Raw genomic sequence first — 21966 nt, 5'->3', positions numbered from 1 at the left:
TCAGCGGCGCTGACCGGGCCGGAGTCGCCGGAGCCGAGCGCGTCGGAGCCGAGCGCGCCTACTGCGCAAGCCCCGCAGCCTGCTGAGGAGGCTGCGGCGTCGGCTGCGCCGCCGCCGAATCGGTGAGCCGGCGGCGGGCCACCTCACGCAACGCGCCGTCGGTTGTCGTGCCCTCCAGCGTCACCTCGGCCGTCGCGCCGTCGTGCAGCAGCGTGCTGACCGCGTTGCCGAAGTACGGGCCGTCCAGCTTGCGCCAGCGCACCGATGGCCTTGGCAGTCCGGCGGTGCGGGCCAGCGCCCGCAGCGCCGCCGTCGGCCCCCGCCACCAGCCCAACCGCATCAACGGCCGCATCAGCGCCGGCACCTGGTTGTGGATCGGTGAGCAGGTGAGCTGGTGCACCGGGGTGCGAACCCGCCCAGGCAGCACGGCCCGCGCCACGTACGAGTGGTGCACGTCGCCGGAGAGCATGCTGATCGAGGCCGGTGGCGGATGGCCCGGCCCGGTGCCGATCCGGTCCGGTTGCGTCCTGTCGGCGGCAGACGGCCCCGCGCCGATCCGGGCGAACAGTTGCCCGAGGTCGTCGAAGGAGCGCCGGAACGCGGCCCAGTGCTCCAGGTCCAGGGCCTGGCGCAGCCACTCCGACGCAGCCGCGACCCACCGCCGGGGCGACTCGGCCAGCCGTTCGTTCCACGACTCGAGGTGGTGGATGCCGGGCGGCATCAGCCAGGGCAGCGACGCGCCGACCACCAGATGGTCGTAGCGGCCGTGGGCCCGGTCGGTGAACCAGGCCCACTCACCGGCCGGCAACATGCTGCGTGCCCCCGGCCGCAGTACCCGGCTGCACCGGTTGTCCAGCACGATCACCCGGGTCCGGCCGACGTCCAGCGAGAAGCTCCACTGGTACTGCACCTGCGACCAGCGCTGCGGGTCGTGCGCGACGTCCGCCTCGGCGTCCACCCGGGCACCGAATTCGCGCAGCACATCGGTGGCGTCGTCGGCGGCGGTGACCGCCCGGAACACCGGGTCGGCGGCGACCTCGTCCGGGGCCAGGTTGCCCAGGTGCTGGTAGACCCAGTAGGAGGCGAGTCCGCGGCTGATCCGCTCCGGCCACCAGGGCTCGCCGCGCATCCGTGCCCGCCAGGCGGCCGAGGTGTTCCAGTCGTCGATCACCTCGTGGTCGTCGAAGATCATCACGCTCGGGACGGTCGACAGCAACCAGCGGATCTCCGGGTCCCGCCACGACTCCAGGTACAGCCGGGTGTACTCGGGGAAGCTGACCACCTGATCGGCTGGGGCACCGGGCGGTAGCCCGCGATGTCGGCGCCGCCGCCGCAGGAACCGTCGGATCACCGGCGACGTCTCGTCGGCGTACACCTGATCGCCGAGCAGGAGCAGCAGGTCGGGCCAGTCGTCGCCGGCCGGGTCCAGGCCGGCCAGCCGCCGGGCGTACGCGTCGAGCGCGTCCGGCGGCAACCGTCGGGCGGTGGAGTGCTGGGTGGTCTCCCGGCAGGATCCGAAGATCAGCCGCACCGGCTGGGCGTCGTCGTCGGCCCGCCGGGTCCGGATCACACTGCCCGGGTACGGCGAGTCCGCCTCCGGCCAGACCCGCCGGTCGTCGAGGAAGACCTCGTAGCGGTGGCTGGAGCCGGGGGCCAGCCCGTTGACCACCACGAGCGCGTAGTGGTGCCCGAACGCGCTGAAGGTGCGGGCCGAGCCGCCCGCCGTGCCCGTCGTCGCGACCCGTACCGTGGCCGGGGCGTCGGTCTCCACCCAGACGGTGGCCTGCCCGCCGACCACCCGCCGCAGCAACGGCCCGATCAGTAGCCGGGGGCCGGCCGCCGGTCGGAGCTGCGGGTCCGGTCCACCGGCGGTTGTGCCGTCGGTCACCGGTGGTCCCTGCCGAACTGGTGTGCAGACATGGTCGACCTTTCGCGAGGGACGCGGGACGGCCTCTTTTCTACCCCGCATGCAGGCCCGTCACCCAGTTCCCTGACCGGTACCTGGGGTGTGGTCGCCGGCCGGCGACACTGTTCCCGGGGGGTGTGGTCGCCGGCCGGCGACACTGTTCCCGGGGGTGTGGTCGCCGGCCGGCGACACTGTACCGGGGGGTGGGTGTCACCGATGGGTGCGGTGGGCGGGACTCGGTCGCGGCCATCTGTCAGGATTTCCGCATGGATTACCTCGTCCTCGCCGCGATCCTGCTCGGTGTGCTGCTGCTCGCCGGTCTCGGGCTGGTGGTGCCCCGGATGCGCCGGCAGCCTCCGCTGCCGCCGGCACCGCCGACCCCGCTCGGCGGCGAGCAGCCGCAGGAGCGCCCACCAGCCGACGGCGAGCGTCCGGCCGGCGTCGCCGTCGAGGAACGTCCGGTCGCGCCACCGGCCGAACCGGAGCAGGCGCCTGCGGAGCCGGTGGCGCCGGCGCCACCGACCCTGGAACGTCCGGAGCCCACGGCCGGGCGGCTGGTCCGGCTGCGGACCCGGCTGTCCCGGTCGCAGGGCCTGCTCGGCAAGGGACTGCTGAACCTGCTCTCCCGGGACCGGCTGGACGAGGAGGTCTGGGAGGAGATCGAGGAGAGCCTGATCACCGCGGACGTCGGCATCGAGCCGACCCGGGAGATCGTCGACCGGCTGCGGGAGCGTACCCGGGTCCTCGGCACCCGCAGTGCCACCGAACTGCGTACGCTGCTCACCGAGGAGCTGGTCGCCGCGCTGGACCCGCAGCTCGACCGGGCGTTGAACACGGGCGGCGAGCCGAGCGTGATGCTGGTCGTCGGGGTCAACGGGGCAGGCAAGACCACCACCTGCGGCAAGATCGCCCGGGTGCTGGTCGCCGATGGCCGTACCGTGCTGCTGGGCGCCGCCGACACGTTCCGCGCCGCCGCCGCCGACCAGTTGACCACCTGGGCCTCTCGGGTCGGCGCCGAGGTGGTCCGCGGCCCGGAGGGTGCGGACCCGGCCAGCGTCGCCTTCGACGCGGTGAAGCGGGGCATCGACACCAAGGTCGACGCGGTGCTGATCGACACCGCCGGCCGGTTGCAGAACAAGATCGGCCTGATGGACGAGCTCGGCAAGGTCAAGCGGGTGGTGAGCAAGCATGGTCCGGTGCACGAGACACTGCTCGTGCTGGATGCCACCACCGGGCAGAATGGGTTGGAGCAGGCCCGGGTGTTCACTGAGGCGGTGGAGGTGACCGGGGTGGTGCTGACCAAACTCGACGGCACCGCCAAGGGCGGTATCGTCATCGCGGTGCAGCGCAAACTTGGCATTCCGGTCAAACTGGTCGGTCTCGGCGAAGGTCCGGACGACCTCGCCCCGTTCGATCCGGCGCAGTTCGTCGACGCCCTGATGGGCGCCGATCCACGTGGAATGGATGCGTAGCCTCGGGTGACGTACCGCAATCAGGAGCCACGTCTCGGGAGACCGTACGTGACCCAGCAGGAGATCCCACTGCGTGGCGGCAACGTCAGCACCGTGGTGCGGGTCGGAGACACCGTCCGGCGCAACGTCGGCCCGTGGACGCCCTCGGTGCACGCGCTGCTGCGGCATCTGGAGTACGTCGGGTTCACCGGCTCGCCCCGGGTCCTCGGCATGGACGAACGCAACCGTGAGGTCCTCTCCTACGTCGAGGGGGAGTGCGGCGAGTATCCGCTGGCGCCGCACTGGGTCAGCGACGAGGCGCTGGTCACCGTCGCGACGATGTTGCGGATGTTCCACGACGCCCAGTACGGGTTCAATCCGCCGCGTAGCGCGGTCTGGCGTTCGTTCGGCCCGCCGCCGCCGGACACCGAGGTGATCTGCCACCACGACGCGGCCCCGCACAACGTGATCTGGCGTCCGGACGGTACTCTCGCCCTGATCGACTTCGACCTGGCGTCGCCGGGGGCGCGGATCTACGACGTCGCGTACGCCGCGTGGACCTGGGTGCCGCTCTTCTCCGACCGGGACTCCTACACGCTGGGTTGGCGGCACCCGGACCGGCCGCGCAGGCTGCGGCTGTTCGCCGACGCGTACGGGCTGATCCCCCGCGACCGGCACCGGCTGGTCCGGACCATCCGCAAGCGGGTCGTCGACCACGTGGAGGGAATTCGTCGGATGGCCGCCGCCGGAGATCCGGCGTTTGTCCGGATCGTGCACAAAGGTCATCTTCGTCGGCCGATGCGGGATCTGCGGCTGCTTGACTACGAACGGCACATCTTGGAGTACGCGCTGCGCTGACGGGCGGCGAGTACCAGTTGCGCTGACCGGTCGCGGCCCGGGGCGGCAGCGGTCCGGGTACGGGTGACGAGTTCTGTCGCCTTCCGGACAGTAGGCGGTGGCTATTCGGTTGATATGACCCTGCCTGATCTGGCGATAGTGAAGTGTTCTTCACATGTTGGAAACAACCCGTCACGTGTTGGAAACGGCACGGGCACCCTGCGTGAAACAGCTGCCCAGCAAGCTTCGCGCAACCGGCGAGCGGGCGATGCTGCCTCTTGGAGCCGGTTATGTTTCCAACTGAGAGGAGGCAGCGTGCCGGAACTAGATTCTGGTGCCACCGCCTGGATTTTGACTTCAGCCGCCCTGGTGTTGCTCATGACGCCCGGATTGGCGCTGTTCTATGGTGGCATGACGCGGTCCAAGTCCGTGCTCAACATGATGATGATGAGCTTCGGCGCGATCGGCCTGGTCAGCCTGCTGTGGGTCTTCTACGGCTACAGCATCGCCTTCGGTGAGGACGTCGGCGGCGTCACCGGTGACCTCTCCATGGCCGGCCTGCGCGGCATGCTCGAGTCGGGCTCCGAGGGCGGCATCCCGGACCTGCTGTTCGCCGTCTTCCAGATGATGTTCGCGATCATCACCGTCGCACTGATCAGCGGTGCGATCGCGGACCGGGCGAAGTTCGGCGCCTGGCTGCTCTTCGCCGGCCTGTGGGCCACCCTGGTCTACTTCCCGGTCGCGCACTGGGTGTGGGGCGGTGGCTGGATCTTCGAGCTCGGCGTCCTCGACTTCGCCGGTGGTACCGCGGTGCACATCAACGCCGGTGCTGCGGCACTCGCGCTGGCCCTGGTGCTCGGCAAGCGGGTCGGCTGGCCGAAGGACAAGTTCAAGCCGCACAACCTGCCGATGGTCCTGCTCGGCGCCGGCCTGCTGTGGTTCGGCTGGTTCGGCTTCAACGCCGGCTCGGCGGTCGCCGCCGACGGTGCCGCCGCGGTCGCCTTCATCAACACCCAGGTGGCCACCGCGGCCGCCGTGCTGGGCTGGATCGTCGTCGAGTGGTTCCGCGACGGCAAGCCGACCACCCTCGGCGCCGCCTCCGGTGCCATCGCCGGTCTGGTCGCCATCACCCCGGCCTGTGCCTTCCTGGAGCCGCTCGGGGCGATCGCGCTCGGCATCATCGCCGGTGTGGTCTGCGCCCTGGCGGTCGGCCTCAAGTACAAGCTCGGGTACGACGACTCGCTTGACGTGGTCGCCGTGCACATGATCGGCGGCATCATCGGCTCGCTGCTGATCGGCTTCCTGGCCGTCGAGGTGCTGGCCGGAGAGGGCAACGCCGGACTCATCTACGGCGGTGGCATCGACCTGCTCGGTCTGCAGGCGCTCGGTGTGGTCGCGGTGCTGGTCTACTCATTCGTCGTCGCCTACATCATCGGCTTCGCGATCGACAAGACCATCGGCTTCCGGGCCAGCGCCGACGCCGAGGTCGAGGGCATCGACACCGCCGAGCACGCGGAGAGTGCCTACGAGTTCGGTAGCGCCTCGGGTGGCGGCTTCGCCGCCGCCGGCATCGGGAAGGCGCCCGCCGGTTCGGGCGAGTCCGCACCGGTCAGCGAGAAGGTCGCCGGTTAACGTTCCCTGATGGAGGGGTTAGACATGAAGCTGGTGACCGCGGTCATCAAGCCGTACCAGCTCGACGCGGTCAAGGAGGCCCTGCACGCCCTCGGCGTCGCCGGCCTGACCGTGAGCGAGGTCCAGGGGTACGGACGCCAGAAGGGCCACACCGAGGTGTACCGGGGTGCCGAGTACACCGTCGAGTTCCTGCCGAAGATCCGGATCGAGGTGCTGACCGACGAGATCGACGTCGAGAAGGTCGTCGACGCGGTCGTCACGGCGGCCCGCACCGGAAAGATCGGCGACGGGAAGGTCTGGGTGACGGCCGTTGAGGACGTCATCCGGGTCCGCACCGGCGAGCGTGGTCTCGACGCGCTCTGAGTCGGCGAGCCCACCCAACCGGTAGCGAGAACACATGACCGACGGAGTCGGGGTCCGGCAGCGTCCTGCGGCCGGCCCCGGCCCGTCGCTGTCCGACGGCATCGGTGCCGCCGCCCGCGTGGACCGGGCGGCGGCACTCGATGTCTGGCTGACCTCGCTGATGCCGGCCGGGCTGACCGGTATCGCCCTGGTGGCGGTCGGCGGACTCGGCCGGCTGCAGTGCTCGCCGTACAGCGATCTCGATCTCGTGCTGATGCACCGCGGCGTCGCCGGGATGGACGAGATCGCCGCCCGCCTCTGGTACCCGGTCTGGGACGCCCGCCTCGGGCTGGACCACTCGGTGCGTACCCTGCCGGAGGCGCTGTCCGTCGCCCACGACGATGTCAAGGTCGCGCTCGGCCTGCTCGACGCCCGGCACGTCGCCGGCGACCGGGAACTCACCGCCGAGCTGCAGGCCGCCGCGACCGACCAGTGGCGGCGCACCGCCGTCCGCCAACTGCCGGCGCTGCGTGAGGTCACCGAGGCCCGTTGGCGGACCCACGGCGAGTTGGCCTTCCTGCTGGAAGGCGATCTGAAGGAGGCCGCCGGCGGGCTGCGCGACGTCGGGATCCTGCGCGGGATCGCCCTGGCCGGCATCGCCGACAGCATGCGTCCGGCCGCCCGCGCGGCCCATCTGCGGCTGCTGGACACCCGCGACGCGCTGCACGTCGCTGTCGGCCGGCGGGTGGACCGGCTGGTGGCCCAGGAACGCGCCACCGTCGCCGGCCTGCTCGACCTGGACGACCCGGACACCCTGCTGCGCCGGGTCGCCTCGGACGCGCGCACCATCACCCACGCCCTCGACGACGCCTGGCGCAGCGCCGACCGGCTGCGCTCGGGCCGTCGGCGCGGCGGCGGTCCGCCGGTGCGCCGGCCGGTGGCCCGCGACGTGGTCGAGCACGACGGTGAGCTGGTCCTCGCCCGGACCGCGATCGGGGCCCGCCCGGACCCCAGCCTGTCGCTGCGGGTCGCCGCGGCCGCCGCCACCAGCCGGCTGCCGATCGCCCGGGCGACCTGCGAGTGGCTCGCCGCGTACTGTCCGCCGCTGCCCGCGCCGTGGCCGGATGCTGCCCGGGCCGCGCTGATCACCCTGCTCGGCGCCGGTCCCGGTCTGGTGCCCACCTGGGAGACCTGCGACCGGTACGGGCTGGTTGACGGCTGGCTGCCGGAGTGGCCCCGGATGCGCAGCCTGCCGCAGCACAACCCGGTGCACCGGTTCACCCTGGACCGGCACCTGGTCCAGGCGGCACAGGAGGCGACCGCGTTCACCCGCGAGGTGGACCGGCCCGACCTGCTGCTGCTCGGTGCGTTCCTGCACGACGTGGGCAAGGGGCTGCCCGGCGACCACAGTACGGTCGGCGCGCCGGTGGCGACGCGGATCGCCGCCCGGATCGGGCTGCCCCCGGCCGACGTCAACATGATCGACAAACTGGTCCGGCTCCATCTGCTGCTGCCAGAGGTGGCCACCCGGCGTGACCTCAGCGACCCGGTGACGATCTCCCAGGTCGCCGCTGCGGTGGGCGACACCACCACGCTCGGTCTGCTGCACGGTCTGGCCCGCGCCGACGCCCTGGCGACCGGCCCGGCGGCCTGGTCGGACTGGAAGGGGCGGCTGATCGCCGAACTGGTCCGCCGAGTGCACACCGCGCTGGACACCGGGGTGCTGCCCCAGCCGCCGCGACCCGATCCGGCGCTGGTGGCGGGTCCACTGCCGGCCGTACACATCGACGGTGACGACCGGGTCGCGGTGGCCGCTGCGGACCGGCACGGCCTGCTCGCCGCGGTCGCCGGCTGCCTGGCCCTGCACCGGCTGGACGTGCTGACCGCGGACGCCTCCACGGTCGACGGGCGGGCGCTGGTCGAGTTCCGGGTCCAGCCCCGGTACGGCACCCCGCCGGACACCATCGCGCTCGCCGCCGACCTGCGGCGGGCGGTCGCCGGTGACGTGTCGGTCACCCAGCGGCTGCGGGGTCGGGCACTCGCCGCCCGGCGGGCCGGAGCCGACCCTCGGGTGGTGTGGCACCGGGAGGCCGCCACCGACGCGGTGGTGCTGGAGCTACGGGCGGCCGACTCGGCCGGTCTGCTCTACCGGGTGACCAGCGCACTCGACGAGGCCGGCGCCCAGGTGCGGGCGGCCCGGATCTCCACCCTGGGCGGTGACGTGGTCGACGCCTTCTACCTGGTGGGTGCCGGCCCGGACGACGCCGAGCGGGCCCGCCTGGAAGCCGCGGTGCTGGCCGCCGCCGGATGACCGGGCGGCGCAGCGGCGGAGCCGGATGCCGGAGTGGCGGAAGCGGGCGGCGGCCGCAGGCGCTGGAGTGGCAGGAGCGGGCGGAGCGGGCGGCGGCTAGGCTTGCCAGGTCGGGCGGAGTCGCGTTCCGACGCCGCCGTGAGTTGCCCTGCCGGATCGACATACAGGATGTTGCGTCGTGTTTGACACTTTGAGTGATCGACTGTCCGGGATCTTCGGCAAGCTCCGGGGCAAGGGTCGGCTCACCGACGCCGACATCGACGCGACCGCCCGGGAGATCCGGCTGGCGCTGCTGGAGGCGGACGTCGCGCTGCCGGTGGTGAAGGCGTTCATCGGCCGGGTCAAGGAGCGTGCCCGTGGCTCCGAGGTCTCCCAGGCGCTCAACCCGGCCCAGCAGGTCATCAAGATCGTGCACGAGGAGCTGGTCGGGGTCCTTGGCGGCGAGCAGCGCCGGCTCCGGTTCGCCAAGCAGCCGCCGACGGTGATCATGCTGGCCGGGCTGCAGGGTTCCGGCAAGACCACCCTCGCCGGCAAACTGTCCAACTGGCTCAAGGCGCAGGGGCACCAGCCGCTGCTGGTCGCCGCCGACCTGCAACGCCCGAATGCGGTCGGTCAGCTGCAGGTCCTCGGCGGGCGGGCCGGGGTCGAGGTGTTCGCCCCGGAGCCCGGCAACGGGGTCGGCGACCCGGTGGCCGTCGCGAAGGCGTCGATCGAGCATGCCCGCCGGTCGGCGCGCGACGTCGTCATCGTCGACACCGCCGGTCGGCTCGGCATCGACGCCGAGATGATGGCCCAGGCCGCCGCGATCCGCGACGCGGTCGACCCGGACGAGGTCATCTTCGTCATCGACGCGATGGTCGGGCAGGACGCGGTCCGCACCGCCGAGGCGTTCCGCGACGGCGTCGGCATCACCGGCGTGGTGCTGTCCAAGCTCGACGGCGACGCGCGCGGCGGTGCGGCGCTGTCCGTCCGGCAGGTCACCGGCGAACCGATCCTGTTCGCCTCCACCGGTGAGAAGCTGTCCGACTTCGACGTCTTCCACCCGGACCGGATGGCCAGCCGGATCCTCGGCATGGGCGACATGCTCACTCTGATCGAGCAGGCCGAGCAGGCCTTCGACGCCGATCAGAAGGAGAAGATGACCGCCAAGTTGATGGGCGGCGAGCAGTTCACCCTGGAGGACTTCCTCGACCAGCTCATCGCGGTGCGCCGGATGGGGCCGATCGCCAACGTGCTGGCCATGATGCCCGGGATGGGGCAGATGAAGGACCAGTTGGCCGAGGTCGACGACAAGCACTTCGACAAGGCCACCGCGATCATCCGCTCGATGACCCCGGGCGAGCGGACCAACCCGAAGATCATCAACGGTTCGCGCCGGGCCCGGATCGCCAACGGCTCCGGGGTCACCGTGATGGACGTCAACCAGCTGCTCAACCGCTTCGCCGAGGCGCAGAAGATGATGAAGCAGATGGGCGGGATGATGGGTCTGCCCGGTGGCGGGCGGCGCAAGGCGACCAAGTCGCCGAAGAACAAGCGCAAGGGGAACAAGGGCGGCAACCGGGGCGGCGGTGCCCGGCAGCGGGGCGGCGGCGGGGTGCCGGCCGGCTTCCCGGGCGGCATGCCGCAGCTGCCGCCCGGCCTCGACCCGAACGCGCTGGGCGGCGGCGACGGTCTGCCGCCCGGCTTCAAGCTCCCCAAGATCGACTTCAACAAGTTGAACAAGCGGGAGAAGGGCTGAGCGCCGTCGACCCCGCACCCGTGCCGCTGCACGTCCGCGGGGTCGTGCTGCCCGAGGACCGAACCCGGGACCTGTGGCTGGTCGGCGACCGGGTGACGCTGCACCCGGTGCCCGGCGCGACCACCGTGGTCGACGGCGGCTTCATCCTGCCCGGGCTGGTCGACGCGCACTGCCACATCGGCATCGCCCGGGGCGGGACGCCGATCGGCTCGCTCGACGACGCCCGCCGGTTGGCCGGCGTCGACCGGGACGCCGGTGTGCTGGCGCTGCGCGACGCCGGGTCGCCGTACCCGTACCCGCAACTCGACGACGAACCGGACCTGCCCCGGCTGGCCCGCGCCGGCCGGCACGTTGCACCGCCCCGGCGCTACCTGCGCGACATCGGCGTCGAGGTGCCGGCGGAGCGGCTGTCCGACACGGTGGCCGAGCAGGCCAAGGCGGGCAACGGCTGGGTCAAGCTGGTCGGCGACTGGATCGAGCGGTCCGCGGGGGACCTCGCCCCGGCCTGGTCGGCGGAGGCGATGACCGACGCCATCGCCACCGCGCACCGGGCCGGTGCCAGGGTCGCCGCGCACACCTTCGACGAGGAGGCGGTACGGATCCTGGTCCGGGCCGGGGTCGACTCGGTCGAGCACGGCACCGGGCTGAGCCCTGACCTGATCGACGAGATGGCCCGGCACCGGACTGCGCTGATCCCGACGATGATCAACATCGCGACGTTCGGCGGGATCGCCGACCGGGCCCGGGAGAAGTTCCCCCGGTACGCCGCCCACATGATCAGCCTGCGGGACAGGTTCCCCGAGGTGGTACGCGCCGCGCACGAAGCCGGCGTGCCGGTCTTCGTCGGCACCGACGCCGGTGGCGGCATCGCCCATGGCCGGGCCGCCGACGAGATGCTGACCCTGCACACTGAGGCGGGCATGCCGGCCGAGGCGGTGCTGGCCGCCGCCTCCTGGGGTGCCCGGGACTGGCTCGGCTTCCCTGGCCTGGTCGAGGGAGGGCTCGCCGACCTGGTTGTGTACCCGGCGGACCCGCGGGCCGACCTGCGGGTGGTCCGCGCACCCGAGCGGATCATCCTGCGCGGGCGGGTGCTGCGCTGACCCGGTGGCCGGGGCGGCCCTGAGCCGGCTGCGGCGGGTGCGTCGCGCAGCCGCCACCGGCGGCGCATAGGATGTCCGGTCATGGCCCGCGTGCTCACACCTCGTGCGGAGGACTTCCCCCGCTGGTACCAGGATCTGATCGCCAAGGCGCAGCTCGCCGACAACGGACCGGTGCGCGGCACCATGGTGATCCGGCCGGCCGGGTACGCCATCTGGGAGCGGATGCAGTCCGAGATGGACAACCGGATCAAAGCGGCCGGCGCGGAGAACGCGTACTTCCCGCTGTTCATCCCGGAGAGCTATCTGCGCCGCGAGGCCGAGCACGTCGAAGGCTTCTCCCCGGAGCTGGCGGTGGTCACCCACGGTGGCGGCAAGCAGCTCGCCGAGCCGGTGGTGGTCCGGCCGACCAGCGAGACGGTGATCGGCGAGTTCATGGCCAAGTGGGTCGACTCCTACCGGGACCTGCCGCTGCTGCTCAACCAGTGGGCCAACGTGGTGCGCTGGGAGCTGCGCCCCCGGGTGTTCCTGCGGACCAGCGAGTTCCTCTGGCAGGAGGGGCACACCGCGCACGCCGACGAAGCCGACGCACGGGCGTACGCCCGACGAATCCTGCACGAGGTCTACGAAGACTTCATGGTCAACGTGCTCGGCATCCCGGTGCTGGTCGGGCGTAAGACCGCCCGGGAGCGCTTCGCCGGAGCCACCAGCACGTACACCCTCGAAGGGATGATGGCCGACGGCAAGGCGCTGCAACTGGGCACCTCGCACGAGCTCGGGCAGAACTTCGCCCGCGCGTTCGACATCACCTACACCTCCGCGGAGCGGGCGGTCGAGCACGCCTGGACCACCTCCTGGGGGGTCTCGACCCGGATGCTCGGCGGGCTGATCATGGTGCACGGCGACGACAACGGGCTGCGGGTGCCGCCACGGCTGGCCCCGGTCCAGGCGTACGTCATGGTGGTCAAGGCCGGCGACGGGGTCGCCGAGGCGGCGGCCAAGCTGCGCGACGCGTTGCGCGACGCCGGGGTACGGGTCGGCCTGGACGACCGGGTGGACACGCCGTTCGGCCGCCGGGCCGTCGACGCCGAGCTCAAGGGATATCCGGTACGCGTCGAGGTCGGCCCGCGCGACCTGGCCGCCGGCAATGCGGTGCTGGTCCGGCGTACCGACGGGTCGAAGACCCCGGTACCGGTCGCCGACGTGGTCGGCGCGGTCCGCAACGCCCTCGACGCCGACCAGCAGCGGCTCTACGACCAGGCGCTGACGCTGCGTCAGACGCGTACCGTCGAGGTCGGCACCCTCGCCGACGCCGTCGCCGCTGCGGCGACCGGATGGGCCCGGGTGCCGTGGTCGGTGGTCGGTCCGGCAGGTGAGGCCGAGGTCAACGCGCAGGGCGTCACCGTACGTTGCCTGCTGCGTCCGGACGGCTCGGTGCCCGACTCCGACGACGAGCCCGACCTGGTCGCGGTGCTGGCCCGCTCGTACTGACGCCCTGCCCTGCCGTCGGTGAGCGGCGCCGCCCGTTCGCGGGCGGCGCCGCTGTCGGGTCGTTCGTGCGGGCCCGCCGGCGGGCCGTTCGTGGACGGTGTCGCTGTCGTTGGGCATGGTGAGCGAGGGAGATGAACATGCGGTTTCAGCCCGGTCAGTTGATCATGCATCGGAATGTGCGGCGCGGGCGTCTCGGCTGGGTCCGTCCGGCCCGGGTCGTCGTCGACGACGAGCGGGGTCTGCTGGTCTGGGTCGACCGGGGCTCGCCGGTGGTCAACGAGGTGGCCGACGACGGCCGTGGCATGCGGGCGATGCCGTTCACCGAGTGGATCACCCGGTCGTACCGGATCAAGCACGGCCGCTGGCTCGGCCCCCCGGTGCTGAAGTTCCTGCCCGCCGGGGCCGCCCACTCGGTGTGGTGGTTCCGCGACGACGCCGGGAACTTCCTCAACTGGTACGTCAACCTCGAAGAGCCCGGTGTGCGCTGGGCCGACGGCGACCTCGCCGGAGTGGACGTAATCGACCAGGACCTGGACGTGGTGGTCCGCCCGGACCGCAGCTGGGTCTGGAAGGACGAGGAGGAGTTCGCCGAGCGGCTCGCCTTCCCGGAGCACTACTGGGTGCGTGACGAGGCGGCGGTACGGGCCGAGGGGCGGCGGGTGATCAAGATCGCCGAGTCGGGTGACTTTCCGTTCGACGGGACCTGGTGCGACTTCCGGCCGGACCCGGCCTGGGCGCCGCCGGCCGAGCTGCCGCCCGGCTGGGACCGCCCGCCGGCAGCCGGCTGACCGCCGGGCACCTCGGGCTGACCGGCGACCCACCGGGGCCACCGGGTGTGGCGGTACGCCGCGGGTCTGGCAGAATAGTGTGTTGGTATCCGGTACGTGTTCGGCGCCCTCTACCCGGGCACGTCGCCAGTCCACCCGAGCTGCCTCTGGCCCAACCCCACTGTGCCGGTCGGCGTTCACCCGCGCACCGCCCTCGGGGGCCGGTGAAGATCGCAACAGGAGCGAACAAACCGTGGCCGTAAAGATCCGGCTTCTGCGGATGGGCAAGATCCGCAACCCGCAGTACCGCATCGTCGTCGCCGACTCGCGTACCAAGCGCGACGGGCGGGCGATCGAGTTCGTCGGGATCTACCACCCGAAGGAAGACCCGTCGGTCATCGAGGTGACCTCGGACCGTGTCCAGTATTGGCTCTCGGTCGGCGCTCAGCCGAGCGAAGCCGTCCAGCGTCTGCTGGAAAAGACCGGCGACTGGCAGAAGTTCAAGGGCCTGCCCGCCCCGGCGCCGCTGCTGGTGGCACCCGAGCGGGCCGACCGCAAGGCGGCGTACGAGGCGGAGGCCAAGGCCGCCGCAGGCGTCGCGGACACGCCGACCAAGCCGGCGAAGAAGGCCGAGAAGAAGGCCGAAGCGAAGTCTGAGCCGAAGGCCGAAGCGAAGTCCGAGCCGGCGGCTGCCGAAGCGCCGGCCAAGACCGAGGAGCCCACCGGTGCCGGCTCCGGCGAGCAGGCCTGACATGGTCCTCCGGCCCGCGCTGGAGCACCTGGTCAAGGGGATCGTCACCCACCCCGACGACGTACGGGTCCGGCTGGTCGACTCGCGCCGGGGCAAGCGCCTGGAGGTACGGGTGCATCCGGAGGACCTCGGCACCGTGATCGGCCGCGGCGGGCGCACCGCCAAGGCGCTGCGTCAGGTGATCGGGTCGATCGGCGGGCGTGGCGTGCGGGTCGACATCGTCGACTCGTACTGATGCTGTTGATCGTCGGTCGGATCGGCCGACCACACGGAATCCGTGGCGAGGTCACGGTCGAGGTCCGGACCGACGAACCGGAGATCCGGTTCGCCGCCGGATCGGTGTTGATCACCGATCCGGCGGCGGTGCCGGCCGTCCGCGAACCGCAGCAGCCGCCACCGCCCGGCGCGACCCTGGTCCGCGTCCCTGACCGGTTGACCATCGAGACGGTCCGCTGGCATCAGGGCCGACCGTTGGTGCAGTTCGCCGGGGTTGTCGACCGCGACCTCGCCGAGGCGTTGCGGGGCGTACTGCTCTGCGTGGACAGCAGCGACATCGCCACCCCGGAGGATCCGGACGAGTACCACGATCACCAGCTGGTCGGCCTGACGGCGGTCACGTCGTCCGGCGAGGTCCTCGGCGAGGTGGCCCGGATCGACCACGCGCCCGCATCCGATCTGCTGGTGCTCCGCCGGCCCGGCGGCGGGTCCGCCCTGGTGCCGTTCGTCCGGACGATCGTGCCGGAAGTGGATCTCCCCGGTGGGCGGGTGGTCGTCGACGCCCCACCCGGCCTGCTCGACCTGTGAGCGCTCCGATGCCATCCGGCGCGGTGGCGCTGCAGGTGGACGTCGTCACGATCTTTCCGGACTACCTGGCGCCGCTGGACCTGTCGCTGATCGGCCGGGCACGCCGAGCCGGCCTGCTCAGCGTCGAGGTGCACGACCTGCGCCGCTGGACGCACGACGTGCATCGGACGGTGGACGACACCCCGTACGGCGGTGGTGCCGGGATGGTGATGCGCCCGGAGCCGTGGGGCGCGGCGCTGGACGAGCTGGCTGCTGCCGGACGGCCGCCCGCGCGGCTGGTGGTGCCGACCCCGGTGGGGGAGCGGTTCGACCAGGCGATGGCGCAGCGGTTGGCCGCCGAGCCTCGACTGATCTTCGCCTGTGGCCGCTACGAGGGGATCGACCAGCGGGTGATCGACGAGGCGGCGGGAGCGCTGCCGGTGACCGAGGTGTCCCTCGGCGATTTCGTCATCTTCGGCGGTGAGGTCGCCGTGCTGGCCATCCTGGAGGCGGTGACCCGGTTGATTCCCGGAGTGCTCGGCAACGCCGGATCGCTCGTCGAGGAGTCCCACTCGGACGGGTTGCTGGAGGGGCCGGTCTACACCAAGCCGCCGCAGTGGCGGGGACGCGAGGTGCCGGAGGTACTACGATCGGGCGATCACGGCCGGATCGCCCGGTGGCGGCGAGACCAGGCGCTGCTCCGTACCGCATCGCGTCGGCCGGATCTGCTCGCCGGACTGCCGGCCGGAAAACTTGACAAAAGAGACATTGCGCTGCTGGTTGCGGCCGGATTTCAACTGCCGGCCGGTGATGTGGCAGAGTAGTGGGGTTGCCGCAGACGGGCATGCGTGTCCGGCTGCGAGGATCCCGCCAGCGGGAAGGCGTCGAACGTTGCGGCATCGAATGCTGAGGCGTCGAGCGTTCCGGCCCGGGATCAGAATCATCCATCCGCGCACCGCGAGACGGTGCGCCTTGAGTAGCCCAAGGATGCAGCGATGAACACGCTGGACGCTCTTGACGCCCAGTCGCAGCGGACCGACCTTCCGGACTTCCGCGCCGGTGACACGCTCAAGGTGCACGCCCGGGTCGTCGAAGGTAACCGTTCCCGGGTGCAGGTCTTCCAGGGCGTGGTGATCCGCAGGCAGGGTGCCGGCCTGCGGGAGACCTTCACCGTCCGCAAGGTCAGTTTCGGTGTCGGAGTCGAGCGGACCTACCCGGTCAACAGCCCGGCCATCGACCGGATCGAGATGGTGACCCGTGGTGACGTCCGTCGCGCCAAGCTGTACTACCTGCGGGAACTCCGTGGCAAGGCCGCCAAGATCAAGGAAAAGCGGGAGAAGCAGGTCAGCTGAGCCCGCTGATCCCGGTTCCCGATCTCAGGACTGCCGCTGGGAGCTTTCGCCAACTACCCTTGCGGTAGTGACCGATGGGGAGCGCTACATCCGCGGCATCCGTCGTGGCGGCGGGAGTCAACTGTGCTACCGCTCGTGGCGCCTGACGAGAGGCGCCGTGGGCGGTAGCGCCGTGTCTCGGGACCGGGGAGATGCGTAGCGTGTATCCACAAGGAGACCAGGATCAGTGGCAGCGGCGTGCCTCGTCGGGGGCGCGGTCGCAGCGCAACCGTCGGGACGGCCGGGCGGTAGCGCGCCCGCGTCGGTCGGGCCAGTCCGGCATGCAGATGGTGCAGCGCAGGCGTCGGCAGATGCCGCTGTGGCAGGAGTTGCCGCTGCTGCTGGTGGTGGCCTTCTGCCTGGCGGTGCTGATCCGCTCCTTCCTGCTGCAGGCGTTCTTCATCCCGTCCGGCTCCATGGAGGACACACTGCTGGTCGGTGACCGGGTGCTGGTCAACAAGGTCGTTTACGACGTCCGGGATCCGGTGCGCGGCGAGGTCGTCGTCTTTCGGGGCACCAACGACTGGGCACCGGAGCACACCGACGACCCCGACCTCGGTTTCGTCGCCAAACTCGGCCGCACCGTTGGTGATCTGGTCGGGGTTGGCAGGCCCGGTGAGAAGGACTTCATCAAGCGGGTCATCGGCGTACCGGGCGACCGGATTCGCTGCTGTGACGACCAGGGCCGGCTGACCGTCAACGACCAGCCGTTGGACGAGGCCGGCTACGTCCTGGAGGACTCGCCGCTGGACGTCCCACCGAGCCCAGGTGAGTGCCGGTCCCGGCAGTTCGCTGAGGTCGTGGTCGAGCCTGGACACCTGTTCGTGATGGGTGACCACCGACTGGTCTCACAGGACTCCCGCTGTCAGGGCTCGGTGCCGATCGAGAACGTCATCGGCCGGGCCTTCGTGATCGTCTGGCCCCAGGATCGCTGGGACGGCCTGTCCGTGCCGGACACCTTCGACAGCCTGCCGCCGACGGCTCCGACTCCGGCGGCGGTCGATCAGCCGGGGGACGTTCCGGAGACCTCCGGTGACCTGGTGGTTGTGCTGCCAGTGATGATTCCGCTACTTTTCGCTTCGCGCTCCGTGCCGCTGTTCTCAGCCAGACGTCGTAGGCTCCGGTTGTGATCGACGAGCAGACCGAGAAGAAGCCCAGTTCCTTCTGGCGTGAACTACCGATCCTGTTGGGTGTGGCGGTCCTCGTCGCGGTCCTGGTCCGGGCGTTCGTCCTGCAGACCTTCTACATCCCGTCGCCGTCGATGGAGCACACCCTCGACATCAACGACCGGGTGCTGGTCAACAAGGTCGTCTACCACTTCCGGTCGCCCGAACGCGGCGAGATCGTCGTGTTCCGGGCCCCACCGGAGTGGAGCAGCAACCCGGACGGTGAGGACTTCATCAAGCGGGTCATCGGGGTCGGCGGAGACCGGGTCGAGTGCTGTGACGCCGAGGAACGGTTGATCATCAACGGCCAGCCGCTGGACGAGCCGTACATCTACTCCGAGGGCGGGATCAGCGATCCCGCAGCGGTCGGTCCGTTCGACATCACCGTGCCGGAAGGACGGCTCTGGGTGATGGGTGACCATCGCTCGGCATCGGGTGACTCGCTGGAGCACTGGGACCGCAGCGGCGACATCGACTACGCGACCATCACCGAGGACTCCGTGGTCGGCCGGGCGTTCACCGTCTTCTGGCCACTGGACCGGGCCACCTGGCTCACCGTGCCGGAGCCGTTCGAGACCGTGCCGAGTTCGGGACCGTGACCGGTCACGTCACGCCGTCCCGGACGGTGCGGTCGGCGGTGGCAGCGGCCCACGTGTCGTGCCGGTCGGCTTGTTCTCCTACTCTGGTCGGGTGACCGACGCGGAGCTGACGGTGGACCGAGCGCCAAAGCCGGCGTGCAACCGGCACGCGGCCCGGGTCCTGCTCGTCGACTCGGCGGGTCGGGTGCTGCTGCTCCGCGGGTACGACCCGGCCCGTCCCGGGCACCGGTACTGGTTCACCCCCGGCGGTGGACTGGAGCCCGGCGAGACCCCGGCCGACGGCGCGGTCCGCGAGTTGGCCGAGGAGACCGGGCTGCGGGTGACACCGACCGAGTTGGGCACGCCGGTCTGGCAGGAAACCGTCGAGTTCCCGTTCGACGGACGGTGGTACCGCCAGGAACAGCACTTCTTCCTGCTGCGGGTGCCCAACTGGCAGGTCGACACGAGCGGGTTCGACGCCATCGAACGCCGTACGATCGACGCTCACCGGTGGTGGCCGATCGGCGAGCTCGCGGCCACCCCGGAACGGGTCTATCCGCCTGAGCTGCCGACCCTGCTGCGCCGGCTGACGGGAGAGGCCGAACCGTGCTGACTCCACCGCGTACCGTGGTGCGCCGTGAGGCCGGGCTCTACGCGTTGGAGCAGGCCCTGCGCCGACGCGGATTCGCCCAGGTCGCCGGCGCCGACGAGGCCGGTCGGGGTGCGTGTGCCGGGCCGCTGGTGGCGGCTGCGGTGGTGCTCGCGCCGGGCCGGCGGGGTGAGATCGACGGGCTGGCCGATTCGAAGCTGCTCACCCCGGGGGCGCGGGAGCGGGTCTACGCCTCGGTCCGTGACCGGGCACTCGCCCACCGGATCGTGGTGGTTCCAGCGGACGAGATCGACCGTCGGGGCCTGCACGTGTGCAATCTCGCCGCGATGCGCCGGGCGCTGGCCGGGCTCAGTCCCGCACCCGAGTACGTGTTGACCGACGGGTTCGGCGTCGACGGGCTCGGAGCGCCCGGGCTCGCGGTGTGGAAGGGTGACCGGGTGGCGGCTTGCGTGGCGGCGGCCAGCGTGCTCGCGAAGGTCACTCGGGACCGGCTGATGGTCGAGCTCGACGGGCGGTTCCCGGGTTACGGTTTCGCCGAGCACAAGGGCTATGCCACCGCCGAGCATCAGGCCGCGCTGAGTCGGCAGGGGCCGTGTGCCGAGCACCGGTTCTCGTACGTCAACGTAGCGGCTGCCTCCGGCCGGTCCGCGAGCCCGCCCCGCTCCCGCCGACCGGCCGCCGAAGCTGACCGGGCCGATGGAACCGACTCGGCCGGTATCGGCATCCGTGAGCCGATGGGGCGTCCGGACCCCGTACGGGGTACCGTCGGCGTGGCGTTGGACGAGCAGCTTCGCCAACCGGCGCTACTGGGGGAAGATGTGGTCATGGAAGGCGGATGGCGATGAGCGCCGAGGATCTCGAGAAGTACGAGACAGAGATGGAGCTGCAGCTCTACCGGGAGTACCGCGACATCGTCCGCCAGTTTTCGTACGTCGTCGAGACCGAGCGTCGCTTCTACCTGGCGAACCAGGTCGACCTGCACGTGCGCAATTCTGACGGCGAGGTGTACTTCGAGGTCGAGATGCACGATGCCTGGGTGTGGGACATGTACCGTCCTGCCCGTTTCGTGAAGAACGTCAGAGTAATGACGTTCAAGGATGTAAATGTGGAAGAGTTGGACAAGCCGGAAATCTCACTACCGGCAGATTCCGGATTCAGCGGCTGACTTCAATGGGCGCCACCAGGTCGTCCGGGAACCGGGTATCGACGGGCACCGTCGGCGACCGAGACTCGACACATCGGCCGGCCGGTCCTTAGCAGATCGGCTGCGACGAGGTTCCATTCTCCACAGTTGAGTCAGTATCCACAGTCTGTCGTCCGCTCGTCGAGGCCCTGCCCCGGTCGGGTGCCAGGTTGTCGGCATGAGAATACTGCTCCTGCCGATGCTGGTAGCGACGATCCTGTTCAGCACTGCGCCCGCGGTCCCCGCCACGGCGTTGGTCGCCGCTGCCGGACCACCACCGACCGGGTCCGCGCGCCCAGCTGCAGACCCGCGTTTCCATCCGCCACTGGCCGGGGCCGTCACGCTGAGCCGCCGGTTCGACCCGCCCCCGGTGCCGTGGGGGCGCGGACACCGGGGCGTCGATCTCACCGCCGACGTCGGCGCCACCGTGTACACCGCTGGAGCCGGCACGGTCAGCTACTCCGGTCGGATCGTCGACCGGGGCGTGGTGAGCATCAGTCACCCGGGTGGGTTCAGGACCACCTACGAACCCGTGGACGGCTGGCTCGCCGTCGGCACCGCGGTCAGCGCCGGTCGTCCGATCGGCACCGTTACCGAAGGCCATCCGGGTTGTCCTGCCGACGCGTGCCTGCACTGGGGCCTGCGGCTGACGGACGGCAGCTACCTTGACCCGTTGCTGTTGCTCGGCAACGGACGTGTCCGCCTGCTGCCGCTCGGGTCAGCCGGCCCGGTGTAGCAGCGTGGGCAGCAGTTCCGCGAGCCGGTCGTAGTCTGCTGCCCGGTTGTACACCTGAGCGCAGATTCGCAGCCACGCCCGACCGGACCACCAGGCGACCGACACCTCGGTGGCCAGCTCGTCGGCGATCCGACGACGCAGCGCGGCCGCTGCGGCAGCGCTGTCGGCTGCGCCGGCCGGTAGCGGGACCAGCCGCATGGCCAGCTGGGCCGACCCTGGCCGGCGCGGATCGGGTACCGGGAGCCGCTGCGGCGGGACCCCCAGCGCATCGGCGATGGTCCGCTGGCCGTAACCGGCCAGTGCGGCGTTGTGCGCCCGGACCCGGTCCAGGCCGAGGCTGCGCAACGCGTACAGGCCAGCCGGCGCAGCCAGCCACGCGGTGTAGTCACGGGTGCCCTGCCACTCCACCCGCGACGGGAACCCGGATTCCTGCTCCCAGGAGACCCCCAGCGGCTCCAACCGTTCCCGCCACCGGGGCGCGACCGCCAACAGCGCCGTGCCGCGCGGCGCGAACGCCCACTTGTGCAGGTTGCCCACCCAGAAGTCGGCGCCGATCCGGTCGACCTCGACCGCCAGCATCCCCGGTACGTGGGCGGCGTCGACCAGGACCGGTACGCCGGCGTCACGGGCTACCGGGGCCAGCTCGGCGACCGGGAACACCTGTGCGGTCGGCGAGGTGACCTGGTCGACCACCAGCAGCCGGGTCTGGCCCGGCCGGAGCGCGGCGCGCAGCCGCTCGACAACCTCCTCAGCCGGCGCCCCCAGCGGCACGGCTACGACGCGTGCCGTCGCGCCAGTGCGTCGGCACTCCCGCTCGACCGAGAGCGCGACCGCGCCGTACCCGTGGTCGGTCAACAGCACCTCGTCACCGCTGCCCAGACGCAGCGTCTGCAGCACGGTCGCGGCGGCGACGGTGACGTTGTCGACCAGTGCGGCGCACTCCGGGTCGGCACCGAGGAAAGCGGCCAGATGGCGGCGGGTGTGGCCGATCCGGTCCAGCAGACCCTGGGTGAAGAACCGCTGCGGGTCGGCCTCCATCTCGTCGCGTAGCCGCTGCTGCACCCGCTGCACCGTGACTGGGACCGCGCCGAACGCGCCGTGGTTGAGGTGGGTGACCGCCGGGTCGAGGGAGAACAGCATCCGTGCCCCAGGTAGCGGTTCGGGTGGGACCAGGCCGCCGCTCATCGGCATATCGT

At 71.3% G+C, this 21966-nt stretch carries 22 protein-coding genes; 20 read left to right on the top strand and 2 right to left on the bottom strand.

Going from position 1 to position 21966, the window contains the following annotated elements; genetic code table 11:
• Positions 1-58: 58 nt before the first annotated feature.
• Positions 59-1888, bottom strand: coding sequence for an alkaline phosphatase D family protein (locus O7543_RS11245; RefSeq protein WP_281553872.1), 1830 nt, complete (start codon positions 1886-1888; stop codon positions 59-61).
• Between the two features lie 284 nt (positions 1889-2172).
• Here O7543_RS11245 and ftsY point away from each other — a divergent pair, with 284 nt between their 5' ends.
• From ftsY to O7543_RS11145, 20 genes are all read left to right on the top strand, one after another.
• On the top strand, positions 2173-3378 hold the full coding sequence (ftsY, locus tag O7543_RS11240; RefSeq protein WP_281553873.1) for a signal recognition particle-docking protein FtsY: 1206 nt from the start codon (positions 2173-2175) through the stop codon (positions 3376-3378).
• Between the two features lie 6 nt (positions 3379-3384).
• The gene (locus O7543_RS11235; protein ID WP_281553874.1) at positions 3385-4215 is read left to right on the top strand and encodes an aminoglycoside phosphotransferase family protein; all 831 of its coding nucleotides are present in this window, start codon (positions 3385-3387) and stop codon (positions 4213-4215) included.
• Positions 4216-4572: 357 nt separating this feature from the next.
• Positions 4573-5826, top strand: a complete 1254-nt coding sequence (locus O7543_RS11230; RefSeq protein WP_281553875.1) for an ammonium transporter — start codon at positions 4573-4575, stop codon at positions 5824-5826.
• A 24-nt stretch (positions 5827-5850) separates the two neighbouring features.
• Complete coding sequence (locus O7543_RS11225; protein ID WP_199757473.1) at positions 5851-6189, top strand: P-II family nitrogen regulator; 339 nt, start codon at positions 5851-5853, stop codon at positions 6187-6189.
• Between the two features lie 34 nt (positions 6190-6223).
• Entirely contained in the window at positions 6224-8479 is a 2256-nt protein-coding gene (locus O7543_RS11220; RefSeq protein ID WP_281553876.1) for a [protein-PII] uridylyltransferase, read from the top strand.
• A gap of 178 nt (positions 8480-8657) precedes the next feature.
• A complete protein-coding gene (gene ffh, locus O7543_RS11215; RefSeq protein WP_281553877.1) occupies positions 8658-10217 on the top strand; it encodes a signal recognition particle protein in 1560 nt (519 codons plus the stop codon).
• A gap of 20 nt (positions 10218-10237) precedes the next feature.
• The gene (locus O7543_RS11210) at positions 10238-11317 is read left to right on the top strand and encodes an amidohydrolase family protein (RefSeq protein WP_281553878.1); all 1080 of its coding nucleotides are present in this window, start codon (positions 10238-10240) and stop codon (positions 11315-11317) included.
• 81 nt (positions 11318-11398) lie between these two features.
• Entirely contained in the window at positions 11399-12805 is a 1407-nt protein-coding gene (proS, locus tag O7543_RS11205) for a proline--tRNA ligase (protein WP_281553879.1), read from the top strand.
• 137 nt (positions 12806-12942) lie between these two features.
• Positions 12943-13593 (top strand): DUF402 domain-containing protein, encoded by a 651-nt coding sequence (locus O7543_RS11200; protein ID WP_281553880.1) that lies wholly within the window; start codon positions 12943-12945, stop codon positions 13591-13593.
• Between the two features lie 232 nt (positions 13594-13825).
• Positions 13826-14323: a 30S ribosomal protein S16 gene (gene rpsP, locus O7543_RS11195; RefSeq protein WP_281553881.1), complete on the top strand. Its 498-nt coding sequence runs from the start codon at positions 13826-13828 to the stop codon at positions 14321-14323.
• Positions 14298-14558, top strand: coding sequence for an RNA-binding protein (locus O7543_RS11190; RefSeq protein ID WP_199757474.1), 261 nt, complete (start codon positions 14298-14300; stop codon positions 14556-14558). Before rpsP ends, O7543_RS11190 begins: the two co-directional genes overlap by 26 nt.
• A gap of 2 nt (positions 14559-14560) precedes the next feature.
• A complete protein-coding gene (gene rimM / locus O7543_RS11185) occupies positions 14561-15127 on the top strand; it encodes a ribosome maturation factor RimM (protein ID WP_281555496.1) in 567 nt (188 codons plus the stop codon).
• A 29-nt stretch (positions 15128-15156) separates the two neighbouring features.
• Positions 15157-15930: a tRNA (guanosine(37)-N1)-methyltransferase TrmD gene (gene trmD, locus O7543_RS11180; protein ID WP_281555497.1), complete on the top strand. Its 774-nt coding sequence runs from the start codon at positions 15157-15159 to the stop codon at positions 15928-15930.
• A 171-nt stretch (positions 15931-16101) separates the two neighbouring features.
• On the top strand, positions 16102-16458 hold the full coding sequence (rplS, locus tag O7543_RS11175) for a 50S ribosomal protein L19 (protein WP_278167775.1): 357 nt from the start codon (positions 16102-16104) through the stop codon (positions 16456-16458).
• 320 nt (positions 16459-16778) lie between these two features.
• Entirely contained in the window at positions 16779-17627 is an 849-nt protein-coding gene (gene lepB / locus O7543_RS11170; RefSeq protein ID WP_281553882.1) for a signal peptidase I, read from the top strand.
• Entirely contained in the window at positions 17624-18262 is a 639-nt protein-coding gene (lepB, locus tag O7543_RS11165) for a signal peptidase I (RefSeq protein WP_281553883.1), read from the top strand. Before lepB (O7543_RS11170) ends, lepB (O7543_RS11165) begins: the two co-directional genes overlap by 4 nt.
• A 91-nt stretch (positions 18263-18353) precedes the next feature.
• Complete coding sequence (locus O7543_RS11160) at positions 18354-18854, top strand: NUDIX hydrolase (RefSeq protein WP_281553884.1); 501 nt, start codon at positions 18354-18356, stop codon at positions 18852-18854.
• A complete protein-coding gene (locus O7543_RS11155) occupies positions 18848-19696 on the top strand; it encodes a ribonuclease HII (protein ID WP_281553885.1) in 849 nt (282 codons plus the stop codon). The genes O7543_RS11160 and O7543_RS11155 overlap by 7 nt, the downstream gene beginning before the upstream one ends.
• The gene (locus tag O7543_RS11150; RefSeq protein WP_123604412.1) at positions 19693-20016 is read left to right on the top strand and encodes a DUF2469 domain-containing protein; all 324 of its coding nucleotides are present in this window, start codon (positions 19693-19695) and stop codon (positions 20014-20016) included. Before O7543_RS11155 ends, O7543_RS11150 begins: the two co-directional genes overlap by 4 nt.
• A gap of 196 nt (positions 20017-20212) precedes the next feature.
• Complete coding sequence (locus O7543_RS11145) at positions 20213-20770, top strand: M23 family metallopeptidase (protein ID WP_281553886.1); 558 nt, start codon at positions 20213-20215, stop codon at positions 20768-20770.
• Here O7543_RS11145 and O7543_RS11140 read toward each other — a convergent pair.
• Positions 20753-21955 carry an aminotransferase class V-fold PLP-dependent enzyme gene (locus O7543_RS11140; protein ID WP_281553887.1) on the bottom strand — a complete coding sequence of 401 codons (1203 nt, stop codon included), beginning with the start codon at positions 21953-21955 and terminating at the stop codon, positions 20753-20755. The genes O7543_RS11145 and O7543_RS11140 overlap by 18 nt on opposite strands.
• Positions 21956-21966: the final 11 nt, after the last annotated feature.

It is taken from the genome of Solwaraspora sp. WMMA2080 (assembly GCF_027497395.1).
Lineage (GTDB): Bacteria > Actinomycetota > Actinomycetes > Mycobacteriales > Micromonosporaceae > Micromonospora_E.
This window is presented reverse-complemented; position numbering and strand designations above follow the sequence as displayed.